General features: G+C 72.8%; 18 protein-coding genes. 11 read left to right on the top strand and 7 right to left on the bottom strand.

Features of this window, described 5'->3' with window-relative positions; all coding sequences use genetic code 11:
• The first annotated feature begins 48 nt into the window (after nt 1-48).
• Nucleotides 49-1086 (top strand): aminotransferase class V-fold PLP-dependent enzyme, encoded by a 1038-nt coding sequence (locus tag AB0I89_RS03570; RefSeq protein ID WP_357119558.1) that lies wholly within the window; start codon nt 49-51, stop codon nt 1084-1086.
• 75 nt (nt 1087-1161) lie between these two features.
• On the opposite strand, the gene AB0I89_RS03565 is transcribed toward AB0I89_RS03570, so the two are convergent.
• Complete coding sequence (locus tag AB0I89_RS03565) at nt 1162-2334, bottom strand: acyl-CoA dehydrogenase family protein (protein WP_357119555.1); 1173 nt, start codon at nt 2332-2334, stop codon at nt 1162-1164.
• 84 nt (nt 2335-2418) lie between these two features.
• Between AB0I89_RS03565 and AB0I89_RS03560 the strand changes: the two genes are divergently transcribed.
• The 3 genes from AB0I89_RS03560 (at nt 2419) to AB0I89_RS03550 (ending at nt 5754) form a co-directional block, all read left to right on the top strand.
• Entirely contained in the window at nt 2419-3084 is a 666-nt protein-coding gene (locus AB0I89_RS03560; RefSeq protein ID WP_357119552.1) for a TetR/AcrR family transcriptional regulator C-terminal domain-containing protein, read from the top strand.
• A gap of 76 nt (nt 3085-3160) precedes the next feature.
• Nucleotides 3161-4615, top strand: a complete 1455-nt coding sequence (locus AB0I89_RS03555) for an aldehyde dehydrogenase family protein (protein ID WP_357119549.1) — start codon at nt 3161-3163, stop codon at nt 4613-4615.
• A complete protein-coding gene (locus AB0I89_RS03550) occupies nt 4612-5754 on the top strand; it encodes a zinc-binding dehydrogenase (RefSeq protein ID WP_357119546.1) in 1143 nt (380 codons plus the stop codon). Before AB0I89_RS03555 ends, AB0I89_RS03550 begins: the two co-directional genes overlap by 4 nt.
• A gap of 62 nt (nt 5755-5816) precedes the next feature.
• Here the strand turns inward: AB0I89_RS03550 and AB0I89_RS03545 are convergent, their stop codons facing one another.
• Both AB0I89_RS03545 and AB0I89_RS03540 read right to left on the bottom strand, forming a co-directional pair.
• Nucleotides 5817-6104 (bottom strand): hypothetical protein, encoded by a 288-nt coding sequence (locus AB0I89_RS03545; RefSeq protein ID WP_355053485.1) that lies wholly within the window; start codon nt 6102-6104, stop codon nt 5817-5819.
• A 109-nt stretch (nt 6105-6213) separates the two neighbouring features.
• Complete coding sequence (locus AB0I89_RS03540; RefSeq protein ID WP_357119541.1) at nt 6214-7206, bottom strand: aldo/keto reductase; 993 nt, start codon at nt 7204-7206, stop codon at nt 6214-6216.
• 180 nt (nt 7207-7386) lie between these two features.
• Here AB0I89_RS03540 and AB0I89_RS03535 point away from each other — a divergent pair, with 180 nt between their 5' ends.
• Together AB0I89_RS03535 and AB0I89_RS03530 are read left to right on the top strand one after the other, a co-directional pair.
• Nucleotides 7387-8055 carry a TetR/AcrR family transcriptional regulator gene (locus AB0I89_RS03535; RefSeq protein WP_357120743.1) on the top strand — a complete coding sequence of 223 codons (669 nt, stop codon included), beginning with the start codon at nt 7387-7389 and terminating at the stop codon, nt 8053-8055.
• A 27-nt stretch (nt 8056-8082) separates the two neighbouring features.
• The gene (locus AB0I89_RS03530) at nt 8083-8619 is read left to right on the top strand and encodes an alpha/beta hydrolase (RefSeq protein WP_357119539.1); all 537 of its coding nucleotides are present in this window, start codon (nt 8083-8085) and stop codon (nt 8617-8619) included.
• Between the two features lie 6 nt (nt 8620-8625).
• Here the strand turns inward: AB0I89_RS03530 and AB0I89_RS03525 are convergent, their stop codons facing one another.
• Entirely contained in the window at nt 8626-9372 is a 747-nt protein-coding gene (locus AB0I89_RS03525; RefSeq protein ID WP_357119535.1) for an aminoglycoside phosphotransferase family protein, read from the bottom strand.
• Nucleotides 9373-9484: 112 nt separating this feature from the next.
• On the opposite strand from AB0I89_RS03525, the gene AB0I89_RS03520 reads away from it, so the two are divergent.
• On the top strand, nt 9485-9850 hold the full coding sequence (locus AB0I89_RS03520; protein WP_357119532.1) for a PadR family transcriptional regulator: 366 nt from the start codon (nt 9485-9487) through the stop codon (nt 9848-9850).
• Entirely contained in the window at nt 9847-11241 is a 1395-nt protein-coding gene (locus AB0I89_RS03515; RefSeq protein ID WP_357119529.1) for a permease prefix domain 1-containing protein, read from the top strand. The genes AB0I89_RS03520 and AB0I89_RS03515 overlap by 4 nt, the downstream gene beginning before the upstream one ends.
• A gap of 237 nt (nt 11242-11478) precedes the next feature.
• Here AB0I89_RS03515 and AB0I89_RS03510 read toward each other — a convergent pair whose 3' ends face one another.
• Entirely contained in the window at nt 11479-12336 is an 858-nt protein-coding gene (locus AB0I89_RS03510) for an SPFH domain-containing protein (protein ID WP_357119525.1), read from the bottom strand.
• Nucleotides 12337-12546: 210 nt separating this feature from the next.
• On the opposite strand from AB0I89_RS03510, the gene AB0I89_RS03505 reads away from it, so the two are divergent.
• From AB0I89_RS03505 to AB0I89_RS03495, 3 genes are all read left to right on the top strand, one after another.
• Nucleotides 12547-13209: a transcriptional regulator gene (locus AB0I89_RS03505; protein WP_357120740.1), complete on the top strand. Its 663-nt coding sequence runs from the start codon at nt 12547-12549 to the stop codon at nt 13207-13209.
• Between the two features lie 122 nt (nt 13210-13331).
• Nucleotides 13332-14900 carry an MFS transporter gene (locus AB0I89_RS03500; RefSeq protein ID WP_357119522.1) on the top strand — a complete coding sequence of 523 codons (1569 nt, stop codon included), beginning with the start codon at nt 13332-13334 and terminating at the stop codon, nt 14898-14900.
• A gap of 11 nt (nt 14901-14911) precedes the next feature.
• Nucleotides 14912-15520 (top strand): TetR/AcrR family transcriptional regulator, encoded by a 609-nt coding sequence (locus AB0I89_RS03495; protein ID WP_357119519.1) that lies wholly within the window; start codon nt 14912-14914, stop codon nt 15518-15520.
• Between the two features lie 45 nt (nt 15521-15565).
• Here AB0I89_RS03495 and AB0I89_RS03490 read toward each other — a convergent pair whose 3' ends face one another.
• Nucleotides 15566-17485, bottom strand: a complete 1920-nt coding sequence (locus tag AB0I89_RS03490; protein WP_357119516.1) for a helix-turn-helix domain-containing protein — start codon at nt 17483-17485, stop codon at nt 15566-15568.
• Nucleotides 17486-17499: 14 nt separating this feature from the next.
• Entirely contained in the window at nt 17500-18282 is a 783-nt protein-coding gene (locus tag AB0I89_RS03485; protein WP_357119513.1) for a 3-hydroxybutyrate dehydrogenase, read from the bottom strand.
• Between the last annotated feature and the right edge of the window lie 589 nt (nt 18283-18871).

Raw genomic sequence — 18871 nt, 5'->3', positions numbered from 1 at the left:
CCGATTGGCCGTGGTTCACCGGCGGTGACCAGGCCTAACGTCGGTGGTATGGAGATCGCGCAGGCGCAGCAGTTGTGGAAGCCGGAGCCCGGCTGGTTGAACACCGCCTCGTACGGCTTGCCGCCCGAGCCGGGCTGGACGGCGTTGCAGGACTCCCTGGCCCAGTGGCGTGTCGGTAGCACCTCCTGGGAGGGCTGGGGCGACTCGGTGCAGCGGGCCCGGACGACGTTCGCCGGTCTGATCGGGGTGCCTGACGTCGACGTGGCCGTCGGCGCGACGGTCTCCCAGATGCTCGCGCCGGTGGCGGCGGCCCTGCCGGCCGGCGCCACCGTGGTCGTTCCGGACATCGAGTTCACCTCGAACCTGTTCCCCTGGCTGGTGCAGGAGGAGCGCGGCGTCACGGTCCGCACCGTGCCAGTGGACGGGCTCGTCGACGCGATCGACGCCGACACGGACGTGGTCGCGTTCAGCCTGGTGCAGTCGTCCGACGGCGCCGTCGCCGCGTACGACGAGATCGTGGCCGCCGCCCGCGCGCACGGCGCGCTGGTGGTGGTGGACGCGACCCAGGCGTGCGGGTGGCTGCCGTTCGACGGCAGCCGGGCCGACGTGGTGGCCGTGGGCGGTTACAAGTGGCTGATGAACCCGCGCGGCACCGCGTACGCCTATCTGGCCCCCGCCCTGCGCGAGCGGCTGCGCCCGGACGCGGCCGGCTGGTTCGCCGGGCAGGACCCGCACGCCTCCTATTACGGCCTGCCGTTGCGGCTGGCGGACGATGCCCGCCGGTTCGACATCTCGCCGGCCTGGTTCAGCTGGGTGGGCGCGGCCCCCGCCATGGAGCTGGTCGCCGAGATCGGCGTGCCGGCGATCCAGGCGCACAACGTGGCGCTGGCCAACCGGTTCCTGACCGGCCTGGGCCGGCCGGCGGGGGACAGCGCCATCGTCGCCGTTGACGTGCCCGACGCGGAACAGCGCCTCGCGGCGGCTGGCATCCGGGCGGCGGTCCGGGCCGGCCGGGTCCGCGCCTCGTTCCACCTCTACTCGACCGAGGCGGACGTGGACGCGGCGCTGACGGCGCTCGTCGGCTGAGGCCGGAAGGCCGGCCGCGCCCCGCAGTGGGGCACGGCCGGCCGGCGCTCAGGAGCAGAGGACTGACATTCGGGCTCAGGCCAGGTGACCGCCGATCTTCGTGTACCCGCGCAGCAGGTCCCGGGAGATGATGAGCCGCTGCATCTCGTCGGTGCCCTCGAAGATGCGGTAGAGCCGGACCTGCCGGTACCAGCGTTCGATGGGCAGCTCCCGGGTGTAGCCCATACCGCCGTGGATCTGGAGCACCCGGTCGACGACCCGGTTGACCATCTGCGCGCCGTACAACTTGCCCATCGACGACGCGTGCCGGGGGTCGAGGCCCTGGTCGACGGTCCACGCCGAGCGCAGGATCAGCCAGCGGGCCGCCTCCAGTTCGGTCTCCGAGTCGGCGATCATCCACTGGATGGCCTGGTTGGTGCCGATCTTCGCGCCGAAGGTCTCCCGGGTGTTGGCGTACTCGATGGCCATCTGCAGGACCCGCTCGGCGATGCCGACGGCGTGCGACGGGATGGTGTAGCGGCCCTTGCCGATCCACTCCATGCCGAGGGTGAAGCCCTGCCCGATCTCGCCGAGGATGTTGCGGTGTGGCACCCGTACGCCGTCGAAGATGAGGGACGCCGGGCCGCCCTCGCCCATGGTCTGGATGAACTCCGAGCGCCAGCCCATGGCCCGGTCCACCAGGAAGGCGGTCGCGCCGCCGTTGCGGGCGCCCTTCTCCCGGTCGGTCACCGCGACGACGATGGCGAAGTCGGCGTCGTGACCGCCGGTGATGAAGGTCTTCTCGCCGTCGAGGATCCAGTCGTCGCCGTCGCGGCGGGCGGAGAGCCGGATGTTGGCGGCGTCCGAGCCGGCGCCCGGTTCGGTGATCGCGAAGCAGGACCGGCGCTCACCCTCGATCGTCGGGATGAGGAACTCCTGCTTCTGCTCCTCGGTGGCGTGGAACAGGATGTTGTCGGCCTCGCCGCCGAAGCGGAACGGCACGAACGTGTGGCCCAGCTCTGTCCAGATCAGCGACTGGAGGACGGCCGGCAGGTTCATCCCGCCGTACTCCTCGGGGGTCGCGAGACCCCAGAAGCCGAACTTGCGGGCCTTGAGTTGCAGCTCGCGGACCTCGGAATGGTCCAGACTCGGCTGGTGGGCCCGCTCCCGGCGAAGCACCTCCGCCTCCAGCGGCATCACCTCGCGTTGGATGAACGACCGGGCGGTGTCCCGCACCGCCCGCTCCTCGTCGGTGAGCGAAAAGTCCACGATGGTCCTCCTGGCGTCGGCGCGGCCGGTCACCACTAAACTAGCGGTGTAAGTTTTGCTGAGTCCAGTCCCGCGAGGAGCGTTGTGCCCCGACCCCGCCAGCCCCGGCTCACCCGGCAGCTGATCGTCGAGACAGCCACCGCGCTGATCGACGCCGAGGGCCTGCCCGCCTTCTCCACCCGCCGGCTCGCCGCCGCGTTGAGCGTCCAGGGGCCCTCGCTCTACAACCACTTCGCCACCAAGGACGAGATCCTCGACGCGGTCGCCGACGGGGTCACCGGCGCCGTCGACACCAGCGGATTCGCCAGCCGTGACTGGGCCGCCGCGCTGCGCGATTGGGCGTGGTCGTACCGGCGGGCGCTCACCGCGCACCCGAACATCGTGCCGTACCTGGCGCAGGGGCCGGGTCGACGTCCGGCCGCGCTCGCCATGGCGGACGCGGTCTACGGCGGTCTCGTCCGCGCCGGCTGGCCGCCGGCCCGCGCCACCCACATCGGCGCGGCGCTGCGCTACTTCGTGGCCGGGTCGGCGCTCGGCTCGTTCGCTCGCGGCTTCGTCGAGGATCCCGAGCTGTACGCCGCGCACTACCCGCACCTGGGCCAGGCGCACCGGCTCGCCGAGCACCAGCAGAGCGTCGACGAGGGCGCCTTCGCCCTCGGCCTGGACGCGCTGCTGCACGGGCTGGCCGCCGAGTACGACCGCGCCGTCGGCCCCCTCGGCGCGGTGGAGTCCGGGCAGTCCAGCGGGTAGCGTCCAAACTCCCAGCGCTAGTTTCATCGTCCGTCCGCCGCTGAGCCGCCCGTCGCCCACCCCCCGAAGGGACGCCATGGACCTCGCCGCACCGCCGTCGCCGCTCCCCGACACCCTGCGCCTCCGGCGTCACCTGCACATCGGCGGCGAGTGGACGCCGCCCGCCGGCGCCGACGTGCTCGACGTGGAGAATCCGAGCACCGGGGACACCGTCGGCCAGGTCCCCGCCGGCACGGCGGCCGATGTGGACGCCGCCGTCACCGCCGCCCGCGCCGCCTTCGCGGGCTGGGCGGCCACCGCGCCCGCGGAACGCTCCGCGCACCTCGACCGGCTGCACACCGCGCTCGCCGCCCGTGCCGACGACCTCGCCCGCACCATCGCCGTGGAGCAGGGCTCGCCGCTCAAGCTCGCTACCCGCGTGCAGGTCGGGCTCCCGCTGACGGTGCTGCGCGACCACGTCGCGCTCGCCGCCCGTCCGCCGGTCGAGGAGAGCATCGGCAACTCTCTCGTCGTCCGCGAGCCGATCGGCGTGGTCGGCGCGATCACCCCGTGGAACTACCCCCTGCACCAGGTGATGGCCAAGGTGGCGTCCGCGCTCGCCGCCGGCTGCACGGTCGTGCTCAAGCCGAGCGAGCTGACCCCGCTGACCGCGTACCTGCTCTTCGACGCGGTCACCGAGGCCGGCCTGCCGCCGGGCGTGCTCAACCTGGTCCCCGGCACCGGCGCGGTGGCGGGCGAGGCGCTCGCCGGGCACCCGGACGTCGACCTGGTGTCGTTCACCGGCAGCACCGCCACCGGCAGCCGGATCATGCGGCTCGCCGCCGACCGGATCACCCGGGTCGCGCTGGAGCTGGGCGGCAAGTCCGCCAACGTGATCCTCGGCGACGCCGACCTGGCCACCGCGGTCAAGGTGGGCGTGGGCAACGCCCTGCTCAACTCCGGGCAGACCTGCACGGCGTGGACCAGGATGCTGGTGCACCGTGACCGGTACGACGAGGCGCTCGACCTGGTCGCGGCGGCGGTCTCCGGTTACCGCCTCGGCGACCCGTTCGACCCGGCCACCCGGCTGGGCCCGCTCGTCTCCGCTGCGCAGGCGCAGCGGGTACGCGGTCACGTCGACCGGGCGCTCGCCGACGGCGCGCGGCTGGTCGTCGGCGGCCCGGACGCCCCGGTCCCGGCGCGCGGGCACTTCGTCGCCCCGACCGTCTTCGCCGACGTGCGTCCGGACAGCGCGCTCGCCCAGGAGGAGGTCTTCGGCCCGGTCCTCGCGGTCATCCCGTTCGACGACACCGACGAGGCCGTGGCCATCGCCAACAACTCGCGGTACGGGTTGGCCGGCGCGGTCTGGTCCGCCGACACCGACGCGGCGCTCGCGGTGGCGCGACGCCTGCGGACCGGGGCCGTCGACATCAACGGCGCGCCGTTCAACCCGCTCGCTCCCTTCGGCGGCTACAAGCAGTCCGGCCTCGGCCGGGAGCTGGGCACGCACGGGCTCGCCGAGTTCTGCGAGGTAAAGGCGATCCAGCGATGACCGGCCCCGAGCTGACATCGGCCGCGCCGGGCGGCGCCGCCGAGCCGGCGTCCGCGCCGGTCGTCGTCCGCGCGCTGGTCGCCCGCGAACGCGGGGCCGAGCTGCGGGTCGAGCGGGTACGACTGCCCGCGCCCGGCCCCGGCGAGGTGCGGGTGACGATCCGGGCGGCCGGTGTCTGCCACTCCGACCTGTCCATGGTGAACGGCACGATCGCCGCGAGGTTCCCGCTGGTGCTCGGGCACGAGGCGACCGGGGTGGTGGCCGAGGTCGGGCCGGGCGGCGGGCTGACGGTCGGCACACCGGTGGTGCTCAACTGGGCGCCCGCCTGCCGGGCCTGCTGGTGGTGCCGACGCGGCGAGCCGTGGCTGTGCGCCGACACGACGGCCCCGACCGTGCCGCGGGGCGAGACCGAGGACGGGGTTCCGCTGCACCTGACCCTCGGTCTCGGCGCGCTCGCCGAGGCGGTGGTGGTCCCGGAGAGCGCTGTCGTACCGATCCCCGTCGGCCTGCCGGTCGAGCAGGCCGCGCTGCTCGGCTGCGCGGTGCTCACCGGCCTCGGCGCGGTCCGGAACACCGCCCGGGTGGCGTCCGGCGAGTCGGTCGCCGTCGTCGGGCTCGGCGGGGTCGGGCTCGCCGTGCTCAGCGCGGCACGCCGGGCGGGTGCCACGACGATCCTCGCCGTGGACGTGGCCGAGGCGAAGCGTGACCTGGCCCTGGCCGCCGGAGCCACCGACTTCCTGCTCTCCGACGATCGGCTCTCCAAGGAGGTGCGGGCTCGCACCGAGGGGCGGGGCGTCGACCACGCCTTCGAGTGCGTGGGTCGGGCCGCCACCATCCGGGCGGCCTGGCGGCTCACCCGGCGCGGGGGCTCGGTCACCGTGGTCGGCATGGGCGCGAAGGACGACATGGTCAGCCTCGGCGCGCTCGACATCTTCCACTCCGCCCGTACGCTGCGCTCCTCGGTGTACGGCTCGTCCGACCCGGACCGTGAGGTGCCGGTGCTGGCCGCCGAACTGGCCGACGGTGCACTGGACCTGCGCGTGCTGGTCAGCGGCACGGTCGCGCTGGGCGAGGCGCCCGCCGCGTTCGACCGGCTCGCCCGAGGCGAGGGTGCCCGCTGGGTGGTGACACTGGACTGAGCCGAGCAGGCTCACCCGCTGGCGATCTCCGGCCGGCGGCACCGGCCGGAGATCGGCTTCGCTCAGAAGGGTGGTGCGTCCTCGCCCATCAGCGCCAGTACGACGCCACCCCTTCCGCTCTTGAGGCTCTGGACGACGACCTTGCCGGTGCTGCCGTCGGGCAGCTCCAACGTGAAGGTCTTGCCGATCGCGTTCTTGGGACCATTTCCGGCGCTGTTGGCGGGACGGAAGTCGCCGGCCCACGGCCGGGTCCCACCTTTGCGGGCGGGCTCGGCGAAGAGGGCGGCGGTGCCAGGGGTCCTGGTGCCGTCCGAGGAGAGAAGCACTGAGGCGCTGCGATAGGTAGCCATATGCGCCAAGGCTATCCCGGAGTGCCGCGGTCGCGGCAGATGACGGCGCGGGTAAACGTCGACCGCCGCCGGCCCGGACGCCTTTGTCGCTGGCCGGCGGCCACCGGGGTCACGCGGCGGCGCCGAGCACCCACTGTCTGGTCTCGGCGATGAAATCGGCCGGGAAGCCGAGACGGAACCCGGTGGCCGTCTCCAGCCGCAGGGCCAGTTCCGGCGGCAGCGTGACCGCGGTGCAGCCCAGGTTGTCCCGGAGTTGTTCCACGGTCCGCGCGCCGATGATCGGCAGCACGCCGCTGCGGAGGCGGGTCCAGGCGAGGGCCACCTGCGCCGGGGTGACGCCCAGCTCGCCGGCGACCTCCTGCACGACCTGCGCCACAGTGAGGTCGCGGTCGCCGATCGTGTCCCGGCTCAGCCGCGTCCTCTCCTGCGGCGGGCCGGCGTTGTACTTGCCGGACAGCACGCCGCCGCCGAGCGGGCTCCAGGCCGTCACGGTCATGCCGTACGCCTCGGCCATGGGCAACAGTTCCCGCTCGGCGTCGCGGTTGACGAGGCTGTACGGCACCTGGAGGCCGGCGAACGGGCTCCAGCCGCGCCACTCGGCCAACGTGTTCGCGCGGGAGACCACCCAGGCAGGGGTGTCCGACACCCCGACATAGAGGACCTTGCCGGCGGTGACCGCGTCGTCGAGTGCCCGCATGGTCTCGTCGATGGGCGTGCGCTGGTCCCAGATGTGCACCCAGTAGACGTCGACGTGGTCGGTGCGCAGCCGGCGCAGGCTGGTCTCCAGCGACAGCCTGAGGTTCTTGCGGTGGCTGCCACCACCGTTGGGGTCGGCCGAATCACGGGTCACCGTGTACTTCGTGGCCACGACGAACCTGTCGCGCCGCCCGGCGAGCAGCTCGCCGAGCATCTCCTCGCTGGCGCCGCCGCGGTAGTTGATGGCGGTGTCAACGACGTTGCCGCCGGCCTCGGCGTAGGCGTCGAGGATGCGGCGGCACTCTTCGATCGGCGCACCGACGCCACCCTGTTCACCGAACGTCATCGCGCCGAGCACCAACTCGGACACTCGCAGCCCGGTCCGCCCGAACGTCGTGTACCTCATGCGAACTCCGTCGCAACGAACTCGGCAGCGACGTCGCTCAGGTGCCGGTGGGGTGCCCAGCGGTGCTCGGGCGGGTCGAGGAACTGCGCGGTGCGGTCGGTAACCTCGGTCATGCGCCCGACCATACGCCCTGTCTGGTCACAGTGTCCAGATGCTCTATCAGGTAGGCTGCGGCCTGTGATGGCCCGCCGTGACGACCCGCAGCAGAGCCGCGCCGAGCTGCGCGAACGTGTCTTGAACGCACTTCGTGAACTGCTGCGCGAACGCACTTTCGACACGCTCAGCGTGGCCGACATCATCACCGCCGCAGGCGTCTCGCGGGCCAGCTTCTACTTCTACTTCGCCGGCAAACAGGCGGTGCTGGCCGAGCTGGTACGTCGGGCGGTCGGTGCCGGTCACGAGGCCGCCCAACCGTGGGTGCAGGCGGCCGCCGACCCGCGCGAGACGCTGCGAGCGGGCATCGACGCCGGTGCCGAACTCTGGCTCGCCAATGCCGCCGTGCTGCGCGCGATCGTGGAGACCTGGGCGTCCGACCCGCAGTTGCGCGAGCTGTGGCTGGGCCAGATGGCGACGTTCACCGACGCGACGGTCGCACGGATCGAGGCCGATCGTCGGGCGGACCCCGCTGTCTCGGCCCGGCTCGACGGTGTCGACGTGCACGCGCTCGCCGCAACGCTGACCTGGACCGGCGAGCGGCTCTACTACCTGGCCGCGTGCGGGGTGCCGCCGTTCGACGACCGGGCGGTGCTGGTCGACACGCTCACCCGCCTGTGGGTGTCGGCGCTGTACGACCAGCCCGTACCGACGACCGGGAATCCCTCTCGTCCTGCTGGCGGTCAGGTGGTTTGATCACGACGTCGATGCGGAGGGGGCACGGTGGGACGGAACGCGATCATCTTCCACGGCACCGGCGGTAACCCGGACGTCGTCTGGTACCGCTGGCTGGCCCGGCGGCTGGAGGCCCGGGGTTACGCCGTCGAGGTGCCGCACCTGCCGGGTGTCAACGTCGAGCCGATCGCGACGTTCCTGCCGACGGTGCTGGCCGGGCACCACTTCGACGAGGAGACGGTGCTGGTGGGCCACTCCGGCGGCGCGGCCCTGCTGCTGGCGCTCCTGGAGCACGTCGAGGTGACCGTGGCCCAGGCGATCCTGGTCGCCGGCTACTGCACCCGGCCCAACACGAGCGACGAGCCCGTCCTGCAGGAGCGCTACGACTGGGCGGCGATCCGGTCGCACGTGCGGGACATCTACTTCGTCAACTCGCGCGAGGATCCGTACGGCTGCGACGACCGGCAGGGACGCGCGATGTTCGAGCGGCTCGGCGGCACCCAGATCGTGCGCGACGACGGCCACTTCGGCGACTACGACCAGCCGTACGAGCGGTTCGAGCTGCTCGACCGCCTCATCCCCTGACGCTCGTCACATCCGCGCCCGCAGCACGTCGACCTCGCAGCCGGGCGCCGACGGGTCGAAGCCGTGCTCGGTCAGCCAACGGATCACCACCAGGCTGCGCCACGACCACCACGCCCGGATCACGTCGAGGTCGACGTCGGCACCGTAGCCGGCCAGGACATCACCGAGGCGCTCCTCGTGGCCGAGCGTCAGCGTGGCGAGGTCGAACAGGGCGTCGCCCCGGGCCGCCTCGGACCAGTCGAGGACGCCGGTGACCTCGTCATCGTCGACGAACACGTGGCCCACCTGCAGGTCGCCGTGCGTGAAGACCGGCGTCCACGGCCGGAGCGCCGCCTCGGCGATGTGCCGGTTGCGGGTGACCAGGTCGGTGGGGAGAGCGCCGTTCGCGACGAGCCAGGCGCACTCGCGGTCGAGCCGCGTGGCCAACTCGTCGAGACTCCGACCGGGCCAGGGCGGCAGCGGCGCGTCGTGCAGCCTCCGTACGGCGGCGCCCGCCGCGACCCACGCCGTGGCCGGCGCGGTCGACGGCTCGCCCAGGCGGCCGAGCGCCCGCCCGCGCAGGGCGGCGAGCGCGAGCACGGGCGGGTTGTGCCAGAGGACCTGCGGGGTCGGCACGGGCGCCAGCGCCATCGCCGCCACCTCGACGTCCGCGTGATCCGGATCAGCGTCGATCTTGAGAAACACGTCCCCGGCACGTACGGTCGCCCGCTCGGAATGGGCGACGACGACCTCGATCTCCGGCACGTCGGCCATTGTCGCGGGATCGGCCGCGACCTTCGACGGGTTTTCGGTGGCGGAGTCGTTGCGGCGGGAAAATACCTAGCAGTACTATGCATCGTACTTCTAGGGTTGGACGGGAGGTCCCGTGAAGGTCGCCAAGGATCTGGTCGCCGCGTCGGCGACGCCGATGGTGCTCGGCATCCTGGCCGAGGGGGACAGCTACGGCTACGCCATCCTCCGGCGGATCAACGAGCTGTCCGGCGGTGAGCTGGACTGGACCGAGGGGCTGCTCTATCCGTTGCTGCACCGGCTCGAACGTCTCGGCTTCGTGGAGTCGAGCTGGCAGGCGGTCGCCGGCGAGCGCAGGCGCAAGTACTACCGGATCACCGACCGGGGCCGGGCCGAGCTGGCCGAGCAGCGCCGGCAGTGGGACACGGTCGTGGGCGCGCTCAAGGCGGTCTGGCACGACCGCGCGCCGCTGACGCCGCGTCCGCTGGAGGGTCTCGCATGACGGTGTACGACGGTCCCCACGAGCACGAAGGCCCGCGCGAGTTGGAGGCGCAGGTGACGCAGTGGCGTCAGTACGTGCTGCGCCGCGGGACGCTGAGCCCGGCCGACGCCGACGAGCTGGAGGACCATCTCCGCGGTTCCGTCGACGCGCTCGTCGCGGCGGGCCTCAGCGCGGACGAGGCGTTCCTGGTCGCCGTGAAACGGATGGGCAGCCTCGACGAGTTGTCCCGGGAGTTCGCCCGGGAACACTCGGAGCGGCTCTGGAAGCAGCTCGTGCTCACCGGCGACTCCGGCGCCTCGGACGCCGGCACGCGTTCCCGACGGGACCTGTGGGTGATGCTCGGCGCGGCGGCCGGCGCGGTGGCGTCGGTGAAGGTGCCGGCGCTGTTCGGGCTGACCTTCGACGGCGACGGCTCGTTCTACACGCGTAACTTCACCCTGTTCGCGCTGCCCTGGCTGGCGGCGTTCCTCGCCTGGCGGCGCCGAGCCCGGCCGGCGGTGGTCGTGGCGCTGGTGGCGCTGTTCGTCCTCGGCGCGCTGGCGGCCAACGTCTACCCGCTGGCGGGCGACTCGCAGTCCATCGTCGTCACCAGCGTCCACCTACCGATCGCGCTGTGGCTCGTGGTCGGTCTGGCCTACGTCGCCGACGACTGGCGCTCGACACGTCGACGCATGGACTTCATCCGCTTCACCGGGGAGTGGTTCATCTACTTCGTGCTGATGGCCCTCGGTGGTGGAGTGCTCGCCGCCTTCCTGTTCAACACCTTCGCGGCCATCGGCATCGTCCCGGAGGCGTTCGTCTCGCAGTGGCTCCTACCCTGCGGCGCGGCGGCCGCGGTCGTCGTGGCCGGGTGGCTGGTCGAGGCCAAGCAGAGCGTCGTCGAGAACATCGCGCCCGTCCTCACCCGGCTGTTCACCCCGCTGTTCACGGCCGCGCTCCTGGCCTTCCTCGTCGCCGTCGTCTGGACCAGCCACGGCATCGACGTCGAGCGCGAGGCGCTGATCCTGTTCGACCTGCTGCTGGTCGTGGTGCTGGGGCTGCTGCTCTACTCGTTGTCGGCCCGCGACCCGCTGGCCCCGCCCGGCGCGTTCGACAAGCTCCAGCTGGCGCTGGTGCTCAGCGCGCTGGCCATCGACCTGCTGGTGCTGTTCGAGATCACCGGGCGGATCACCGACGACTACGGCGGTACGCCCAACCGGGCGGCGGCCCTCGGCGAGAACGTGGTCCTGCTGGTCAACCTCGCGTGGTCGGCCTGGCTCCTGCTGAGCTTCGTCCGTCGGCGTACGCCGTTCGCGGCCCTCGAACGCTGGCAGACCGGCTACCTGCCGGTGTACGCCGCCTGGGCCTGGATCGTGGTCCTCGCCTTCCCTCCGCTGTTCCGGTACGCCTAGCGAGCTGCGGGACAGGAGGCGTCCGGCCAGCGCGGCGGCGAGGCCGGCGATCCCGGCCGCCGCGAAGCCGCCGGCCGGTACGGAGAGGTCGATCGCCACGCCGACGAGAGGGGACCCCAGGGCGAACCCGGCGCTCTGCGCCGACGACTGCAGACCTGTCGCCGGCGACGGAGGGTGATCCGTTGACGGACGCCGTGGAAGACGCGCTGCGTCGGATGGTCCGAGCCCCGCCCCGGGTCACTTGCCGGTGACGATGCCCGGGTTGATGCACAGGCCCGGGTTCGCGCCGTTCTTCTCGGCGATCTCCAGGCATCGGGTCACCTTGTCGACCTTCGCGTTGGTCTCGGTGATCTGCTTGGAGATCTCGGCGTTCTTACGGTCCTGCTCCAGGTTGCGGGTCTGCGCCAGCTTGTCCTGGAACGCCTTGATGTTGCCCTCGGTCTTGTCGTCGTGGTTGACCCGGGTGATGGTCACCGACAGGATGTCGACGTCCGTGGCGAGGCGGCTCTCCGCGCTGGTCTTGATGTTCGCCGCGAACGGTTTGAGGTCCACGTTGAGGTCGCCGGTGCGCGCGTCGATCTTCTCCAGCGGGTTGTACGCGGCGAACGCGTCGTTGACCGCGCTGTCGAGCTGCACGCCCACCCGCTGTCCCCGGAAGCTCACGAAGTCGCCCTTGTAGTCCATGAACTGCTTGGGGGCGTTCTCCGGTTTGACCTGCCACTCGATGAGCACCTCGACGCAGGCGTCGGCGAGCGTTCCGGTACGGACCCGGACGCAGTCGTCGCCGCCGATGTGGTCGTACTTCTGCCGGCCCGCGTCCCACTCGCCGACCTTCTGCCAGGGGGCCACCCACTTCAGGCCCGAGCCGGTCACCTCGCCGGTCGGCTTGCCGAAGCTGGTCACGATGCCGACCGAGCGGATCGGCACCGAGTGGGCGCTGGAGGCGATGCCGACCACCAGGCTGAGGGTGAGGAAGCCGAGCGCGGCGAGGGCGGCCACCCGCTTCAGCGAGCGGGCGGGGGCGACGAGCGCGGCGACGGCGCTGACGACCAGGGCGACGGCGAGGATGATCGCCATGGTGAAGCCGACGGGCATGGGGTGGGGGCCTTCCGCTGGGCTGTGTGGATCTTCACGCTAGGAGGTCCGGTCAAGTCGGGCCGCGCCGGTCGGCGTCGGCCCGCCGCCGGTAAATTCCGCGCCGGGCGCATCCGCCGCGCCCGGTCGCGGCGAACCCTGGGTAGCGAACACCGACCCGGGGGTACGTCTGTGCTGACCGATCCGATGCCGCCTGTGCTGACCGATCCGATGCCGCCTGTGCTGACCGATCCGATGCCGGCCGACGCCGTGCAGACCGCGCTCAAGCGGGTCTCGCTGGCGGCCGAGGACCTGGACGGTAACCGGGTCGCCACGCTGATGCTGGAGTTGGCGGCCGAGTGGGGCGTGCCGGCGCTCTGGGAGCAGGTCTGCCAGCCGCTGCTGGCGCCGATGTCGGGGCGCGACGTCGGCGAGATCGCCGTGGAACACGCCCTGTCCGAGGGCGTCCGGGTCGGGCTGGACGTGTATCGCCGGGATCCCGGGCGGTCCCTGCCGACCGGCGGGGTGCTGCTGGCCGGCGCCGAGCGGGAGGCGCACTCGCTCGGTCTGCACGCCCTCGCCGCGGCCCTGCGGGAGCGGGGGCGTGGCTGCCTGCACCTGGGACCCGCGCTGCCGTGGTCCGCGCTGAGCGGCGCCGTGCGCCGCGCTCGCCCGTACACCGTCGTGGTGTGGTCGCAGACGCCGGTCACCGGGCGCGCGTACCGGCTGGTGCGTTTCGCCCGTGATTTCCCCGGCCTGCGCGTCTACGGCGCCGGGCCGGGCTGGATCGAACCGCTCGCCGCGCCCGCGGTCCACCTGAGCGCGCTGCCGGCCGCCGTGGCCGCCTGTCTGAACGTGCCGGAGCCGGGGGAGCGGCGTCGCGCCGAGACGTGACGCCGACCACTTCCGATACGAAACAGTTCCGTATCGTTAATGGCTGGTCGTAGTCTGTTCGCCGTTACGAGTCTGGCCCGTATCGTATTGCGGAACGGGTGCAACCGGGGGGAGAACCGGGCATGGAGCTGCACGAGAACACAGGACACCCGAGGAGGTGGGCGATCCTGGGGGTGCTGGTGATCAGCCTCCTCGTCGTCGTCCTCGACAACACGATCCTCAACGTCGCCCTCCGCACCCTGGCCGACCCGGTACACGGTCTCGGCGCCAGCCAGGGCGAGCTGGAGTGGGCGATCAACTCCTACACGCTGGTCTTCGCCGGCCTGCTGTTCACCTTCGGCGTGCTCGGCGACCGCGCCGGCCGCAAGCGCTTCCTGATGATCGGGCTGGCGCTGTTCGGCCTGGCGTCGCTGCTCTCGGCGTACGCCGACAGCCCCGCGCAGCTCATCGGCGCCCGCGCCCTGATGGGGGTCGGCGGCGCGGCCATCATGCCGGTGACGCTCTCGATCATCTCCAACGTCTTCGACCCCCGCGAGCGCGGCCGGGCCATCGGCGTCTGGGCCGGCGCGGTCGGCCTGGCCGTGGCGATCGGCCCGATCCTCGGCGGCACGCTGCTGGAGCACTTCTGGTGGGGCTCGGTCTTCCTGATCAACGTCCCGGTGGTCGTCGCCGGCGTGATCCTGGTGGCGCTGCTCGTCCCCGAGTCGCGTGACCCGCGCCCCGGCCGCGTCGACCTGCTCGGCGTCCTGCTCTCCGTGGTCGGCCTGGTGGCCCTCTCCTACGGCATCATCGACGGTGGCGAGCACGGCTTCGACCGTCCGGTGGCCTGGGGTTCGATTCTGGTGGGCATCGCCGTGCTGGCCTGGTTCGTGCGGCACGAGCTCCGCTCCGACCACCCGTCACTGGACGTCCGCCTGTTCAAGGTGCCCCGTTTCGCCGCGCCGGTGGCCATCGTCGGCCTGGTGTTCTTCGCCGCGATGGGCGTGATGTTCTTCAGCTCCTTCTACCTGCAGCTGGTTCGCGACTACAGCCCGCTGCAGACCGGTCTGCTCTTCCTGCCCTTCGCCGGGGCCCAGCTGATCTTCGCGCCGCGCAGCGCCGCGATGGTCCGCCGCTACGGCGGCCGGGCGGTCGCCGCCGTCGGGCTGGGGCTGACCGTGGTGGCGCTGGCCGCGTTCGCCTTCATCGACGCCTCCACCCCGATCTGGATGGTGCTGGTCGTCTTCTTCCTCCAGGGCGTCGGAATGGCCAACATCATGCCGCCGGCCACCGAGTCCATCATGTCGGCGCTGCCGCGCGAGAAGGCCGGCGTCGGCTCCGCGGTGAGCAACACCGTCCGCCAGGTGGCCGGCGCGCTCGGCGTGGCGGTCCTCGGCTCGGTGCTCAGCGCGGTCTACCGCAGCGACGTGGGCGACGCGCTGACCGGCCTGCCCGCCCAGGCGCAGGACGCGGCCAACGAGTCGATCTCCGGGGCGTACGCAGCCGCCGGACAGCTCGGCCCGGCAGCGCCCACGCTGATCTCGGCGGCCAACGACGCCTTCGTCACCGCCATGCACTGGGCGGCGGCGCTGTCCGCGATCGTCGCGGCTCTCGGCATGCTGGTGGTGCTGCGGTGGATGCCGGGCCGCGACGCGCTGGCTCCGGCGTCGGCGGCCCCCGCCGCCGAGCCCGAGTTGGCCGGGACGGCCTAGGTTCGGGGACGATGTCCGACATGACCTCCACCGCAGATGCTCCGCGGTCGCCCGGGCGACCGCGGAGCATCCGCGCCGACGAGGCGATCATCGAGGCGACCCTCGACCTGCTCGCCGAGGGCAGCACCATCGAGGCGCTCTCGATCGAGGCGATCGCCACCCGCGCCGGCGTCGGCAAGGCCACCATCTACCGCCGCTGGGCCGGCAAGGACGCGTTGCTGCTGGACGCGCTGCGCCGACTCAAGGGCATCATGCCGCAGCCGGCCGGCCACTCCGTCCGCGACGACCTGCTGCTGCTGGTCGGCGCGGTCGGGCAGAACGTCGACCCCCGCGCGACGAAGATCATGCCGTGCCTGGTGCCGGCGGTGAACCGCAGCCCGGACCAGTTCCAGCTCTACCAGAACATCATCGAGCCCCGGCGGCAGCTCATGCGCGAGGTGCTGCGGCGCGGCATCGACGAGGGACTGCTCCGGCCCGACATCGACATCGAGGTCACCATGGCGCTGCTCACCGGGCCGATGCTGATCCAACGCGTACTCCAGTGGAACCCGGAGCTGGACAACCGCAAGCTGCCCGCGCAGGTCGTGGACGCTGTTCTCGAGGGCATCCGCGCCCGCTGAGCCGACCGCGCGCCCTGGCCGGGGCCTTCTCGACCGCGCGTCGGGTCAGCCCGCCGGGGCGCGCAGCCGGTGCAGGCGCAGCGCCAACTGCACCTCCAACGCCCGCTCGGGGCGCTGCCAGTCCGCGCCGAGCAGCTGCCCGACCCGCTCCAGCCGCTGCGTCACCGTGTTGACGTGCACGTGCAGTTGCTCGGCGGCCCGGGCCAGGCTGCCACCCACCCCGAAGTACGCCTCCAGCGTCTTCACCAGCGCCGTCCCGCGCCGGGCGTCGTAGTCGACCACCGGTCCGACCGTGGTGGTGAGGAACCGCGCCACGTCCCTGTCGCCCCGGTCACCCACCGTGCCCAGCAGCAGCCCGACGAAGCCCAACTCGGCGGTGCTCGCCCCCTGACCGGCGCGGCCCAGCGCGCCGAGGGCGGTGAGGCACCGGTCCGCCTCGTGGAACGTCCCCGCCAGCGCCCCCGGCCCCGTCGCCGGGCCGCTCGCCCCGGCGGTCACCGGCCGGCCCGTCACCCGCGACAGGTCCCGCGCCACCGCGCGGGCGCTGCCGCCGGCATCCTGGCCCGGCAGCATCAGGACCACCCGACCGTCGCGCGCCGCCGCCAGGCCACCCCGCGTCGAGGCGTACGTGGTGGCCCAGGAGAGCACCCGCTGCCGCGCCGAGCCGGTCGCCGCGATCGCGTCGTCGCCCACCGTCACCAGCACGTGCGGCGCGTCCAGGTCCACGCCGAGCCGACGGGCCCGGCTGCGCAGCGCGTCGGTGTCGCGCAGCGGCCGGGCGATCAGGTCGTCCAGCAACTCGCCACGGACCCGCCCCTCCGCCTCGGCGACCGTCCGGCGGAACAGCAGCAGCAGCGCGGTCACCAGCGCGGCCCGCTCCAGGATGCGCTGGTCCGCGTCGACCAACTCGTCGTTGGGACGCAACACCAGCGCGCCCAGGTTCTCGGCGCCCGCCACCACCGCCGCGTACCACAGTGGACCACGCCGGACGCTGCGCCCCTCGGTCCGGGAAGCGGCCACCGCCTCGACAATGTCCGCCCGCTCCGGCTCGTCGATCTCGCCGACCCGGGCCAGCAGGCGGCCCTCGGCGTCCAACGCCAGCAGCGCCCCGCCCAGCACGTCGGTCACCGCCGCCGCCACGTCCTCCACGCCGCCGCCGCGCAGCACCAGCGCCGTCATCCGGTCGTGCGCCGCCGCGGCCCGCTCCACCGAGCTGCTGTGCGCCCGGATGGTGGTGTTCGCCGCCGACAACTCGGCCAGCGCCGAACGGGTCTCGGCCAGCAGCCGGGCCGTGTCGATCGCCACCGCGGCGTGCGCGGCCAGGGAGACCAGCAACGCCACCTCCTCCCGGGCGAACGGCCGGGCCGAGCGGTTGGCCGAGTAGAGCACCCCGATCGAGGTGGACCCGAGCCGCAGCGGCACCCCGAGGATCGCCACCAGGCCCTCCTCGCCCACTCCGGCGTCGATCTCACCGGTGTGGTGAAAGCGCGCGTCCTCGCCGTAGTTGGCGGTGACGTACGGCGCGCCGGACTGGGCCACCAGACCACCGAGGCCGGCGCCCATCGGCAGCCGCAACCGCTGGAAGCGGGCCGACACGGACCCGTCGGTCACCCGCATGTACGTGTCGCCGCGCTCGTCGTCGTTCAGCGTCATGTACGCCACGTCGGCGCCGAGCAGGTTGCGCGCCCGGTGCACGATCGCCCGCAGCACGTCGTCCAGGTCGCGCAGCCCGGCCAGGTCACTGACCGTGTCGTACAGGCCGGACAGCTCGGTCTCCCGGCGACGACGGCGCTCCAGCAGCGCACGGACCCGCAACGCCACCGTCTTGGCCTGCTCCAACTCGGCCAGCCGGGCCGGCGGCACACCCGCGGCCCGCGCGGCCACCAGCGGGCCCTCGAACTCCACCGCGGCGGCCTCGCGGGCGAGCAGTTCCAGGAACTCCACCGGCGACGACATGGTCGACATTGTGCGCGGACCCACTAGTTGGCCGTCCAGCCCCCGTCGAGCGCGATCGACGCGCCGGTGATGAAGGCCGCCGGCGGGGAGCAGAGGTACGCCAGCAACTCGGCCACCTCCTCCGGTTCGATCAGCCGTTTGACGGCCGCCCGGGCCAGCATGATCTTCTCGACGACCTCGGCCTCCTCGATACCGTGGCTGGCCGCCTGGTCGGCGATCTGGCTCTCCACCAGGGCGGTCCGCACGTACGCGGGGTTGATGCAGTTGGCGGTCACCCCGTGCGCGGCGCCCTCCAGCGCCACCACCTTCGAGAGCCCTTCGAGGGCGTGCTTCGCCGAGACGTACGCCGCCTTGTACGGCGAGGCCCGCAGACCGTGCACCGACGAGATGTTGACGATCCGACCCCAGCCCCGGGCGTACATGTGCGGCAGCGCCCGGCGGATCAGCAGGAACGGCGCCTCCACCATCACCCGCTGGATGTACTCGAAACGCTCGACGGGAAAATCCTGCACCGGCGCCACGTGCTGGAGCCCCGCGTTGTTCACCACGATGTCGACGTCCACGTCGAGCGCGTCCACGGCAGCCGGGTCGGCCAGGTCCACGCCCTCGGCGCGTCCGCCGGCCTGGGCGGCCACGGCCTTGGCCGCCTCCAGGTTGCGGTCCACCACGAGCACCTTCGCGCCGGCCGCGCCGAGACGCAGGGCGCACGCCCGCCCGATGCCGCTGCCGCCGCCGGTGACCAGGGCGGTCCGACCGGCGAGGTCGACCTGTACGACGTGGGGGACCGCCACGGGTTCTGCCGTCATGGCGCAAGAAGTTACGAGCTGTGTGTCCGTCGGCACATGGGCCGGAGCCACATACTCCCGGGCAAAGCTGTGTGCCCCGCTGGGTCGCCGCTCCGTTGGGTCGTAGGCCTGGTGGGTTGCCGCTCCGCCGGGTCGCCGCGCCCCCGCTGGGTCGTCGCGCTGCCCGCTGGGTCGTCGCGCTGCCCGCTGGGTCGTCGCGCTGCCCGCCGGGTCGCCGCGCTGCCCGCCCGGCCGCCGCGCTGCCCGCTGGGCCGCCCGCAAGATCGCGCTGCATCCAGGATGTAGTGGTGTCGGCGGTGCGAGAGGCCACTACATCCAGGATCGAGCGTGACCTTGAGCCGTGCCGGCCCGGCCCGCCCGTGCCGCTGCCCGTCGGCCCGCAGACCCGTGCCGGTCGGTGGTCGTGGCTGGCGCGCGCCGTCAAGATCCGCGCGACTTCGGGGATGTTGCTGTCTCCGGCGCGGCTGAGGCAGCAACATCCCCGATCTTGTGAGGATCTTGGGCGCGGGGCGCGGGGCGCGGGGCGCGGGGCGCGGGGCGCGGGGCGCGGGGCGCGGGGCGCGGGGCGCGGGGCGCGGGGCGCGGGGCG

The organism is Micromonospora sp. NPDC049801 (assembly GCF_040656575.1).
Lineage (GTDB): Bacteria > Actinomycetota > Actinomycetes > Mycobacteriales > Micromonosporaceae > Micromonospora.
This window is presented reverse-complemented; position numbering and strand designations above follow the sequence as displayed.

Excerpts from the sequence above, each read along its gene's own strand:
- AB0I89_RS03570 (WP_357119558.1), top strand. The coding sequence starts at position 49 with ATGGAGATCGCGCAGGCGCAGCAGTTGTGGAAGCCGGAGCCCGGCTGG.
- AB0I89_RS03555 (WP_357119549.1), top strand. The coding sequence starts at position 3,161 with ATGGACCTCGCCGCACCGCCGTCGCCGCTCCCCGACACCCTGCGCCTC.
- AB0I89_RS03550 (WP_357119546.1), top strand. The coding sequence starts at position 4,612 with ATGACCGGCCCCGAGCTGACATCGGCCGCGCCGGGCGGCGCCGCCGAG.
- AB0I89_RS03545 (WP_355053485.1), bottom strand. The coding sequence starts at position 6,104 with ATGGCTACCTATCGCAGCGCCTCAGTGCTTCTCTCCTCGGACGGCACC.
- AB0I89_RS03540 (WP_357119541.1), bottom strand. The coding sequence starts at position 7,206 with ATGAGGTACACGACGTTCGGGCGGACCGGGCTGCGAGTGTCCGAGTTG.
- AB0I89_RS03535 (WP_357120743.1), top strand. The coding sequence starts at position 7,387 with ATGGCCCGCCGTGACGACCCGCAGCAGAGCCGCGCCGAGCTGCGCGAA.
- AB0I89_RS03525 (WP_357119535.1), bottom strand. The coding sequence starts at position 9,372 with ATGGCCGACGTGCCGGAGATCGAGGTCGTCGTCGCCCATTCCGAGCGG.
- AB0I89_RS03515 (WP_357119529.1), top strand. The coding sequence starts at position 9,847 with ATGACGGTGTACGACGGTCCCCACGAGCACGAAGGCCCGCGCGAGTTG.
- AB0I89_RS03510 (WP_357119525.1), bottom strand. The coding sequence starts at position 12,336 with ATGCCCGTCGGCTTCACCATGGCGATCATCCTCGCCGTCGCCCTGGTC.
- AB0I89_RS03505 (WP_357120740.1), top strand. The coding sequence starts at position 12,547 with ATGCCGCCTGTGCTGACCGATCCGATGCCGGCCGACGCCGTGCAGACC.
- AB0I89_RS03500 (WP_357119522.1), top strand. The coding sequence starts at position 13,332 with ATGGAGCTGCACGAGAACACAGGACACCCGAGGAGGTGGGCGATCCTG.
- AB0I89_RS03495 (WP_357119519.1), top strand. The coding sequence starts at position 14,912 with ATGTCCGACATGACCTCCACCGCAGATGCTCCGCGGTCGCCCGGGCGA.
- AB0I89_RS03490 (WP_357119516.1), bottom strand. The coding sequence starts at position 17,485 with ATGTCGACCATGTCGTCGCCGGTGGAGTTCCTGGAACTGCTCGCCCGC.
- AB0I89_RS03485 (WP_357119513.1), bottom strand. The coding sequence starts at position 18,282 with ATGACGGCAGAACCCGTGGCGGTCCCCCACGTCGTACAGGTCGACCTC.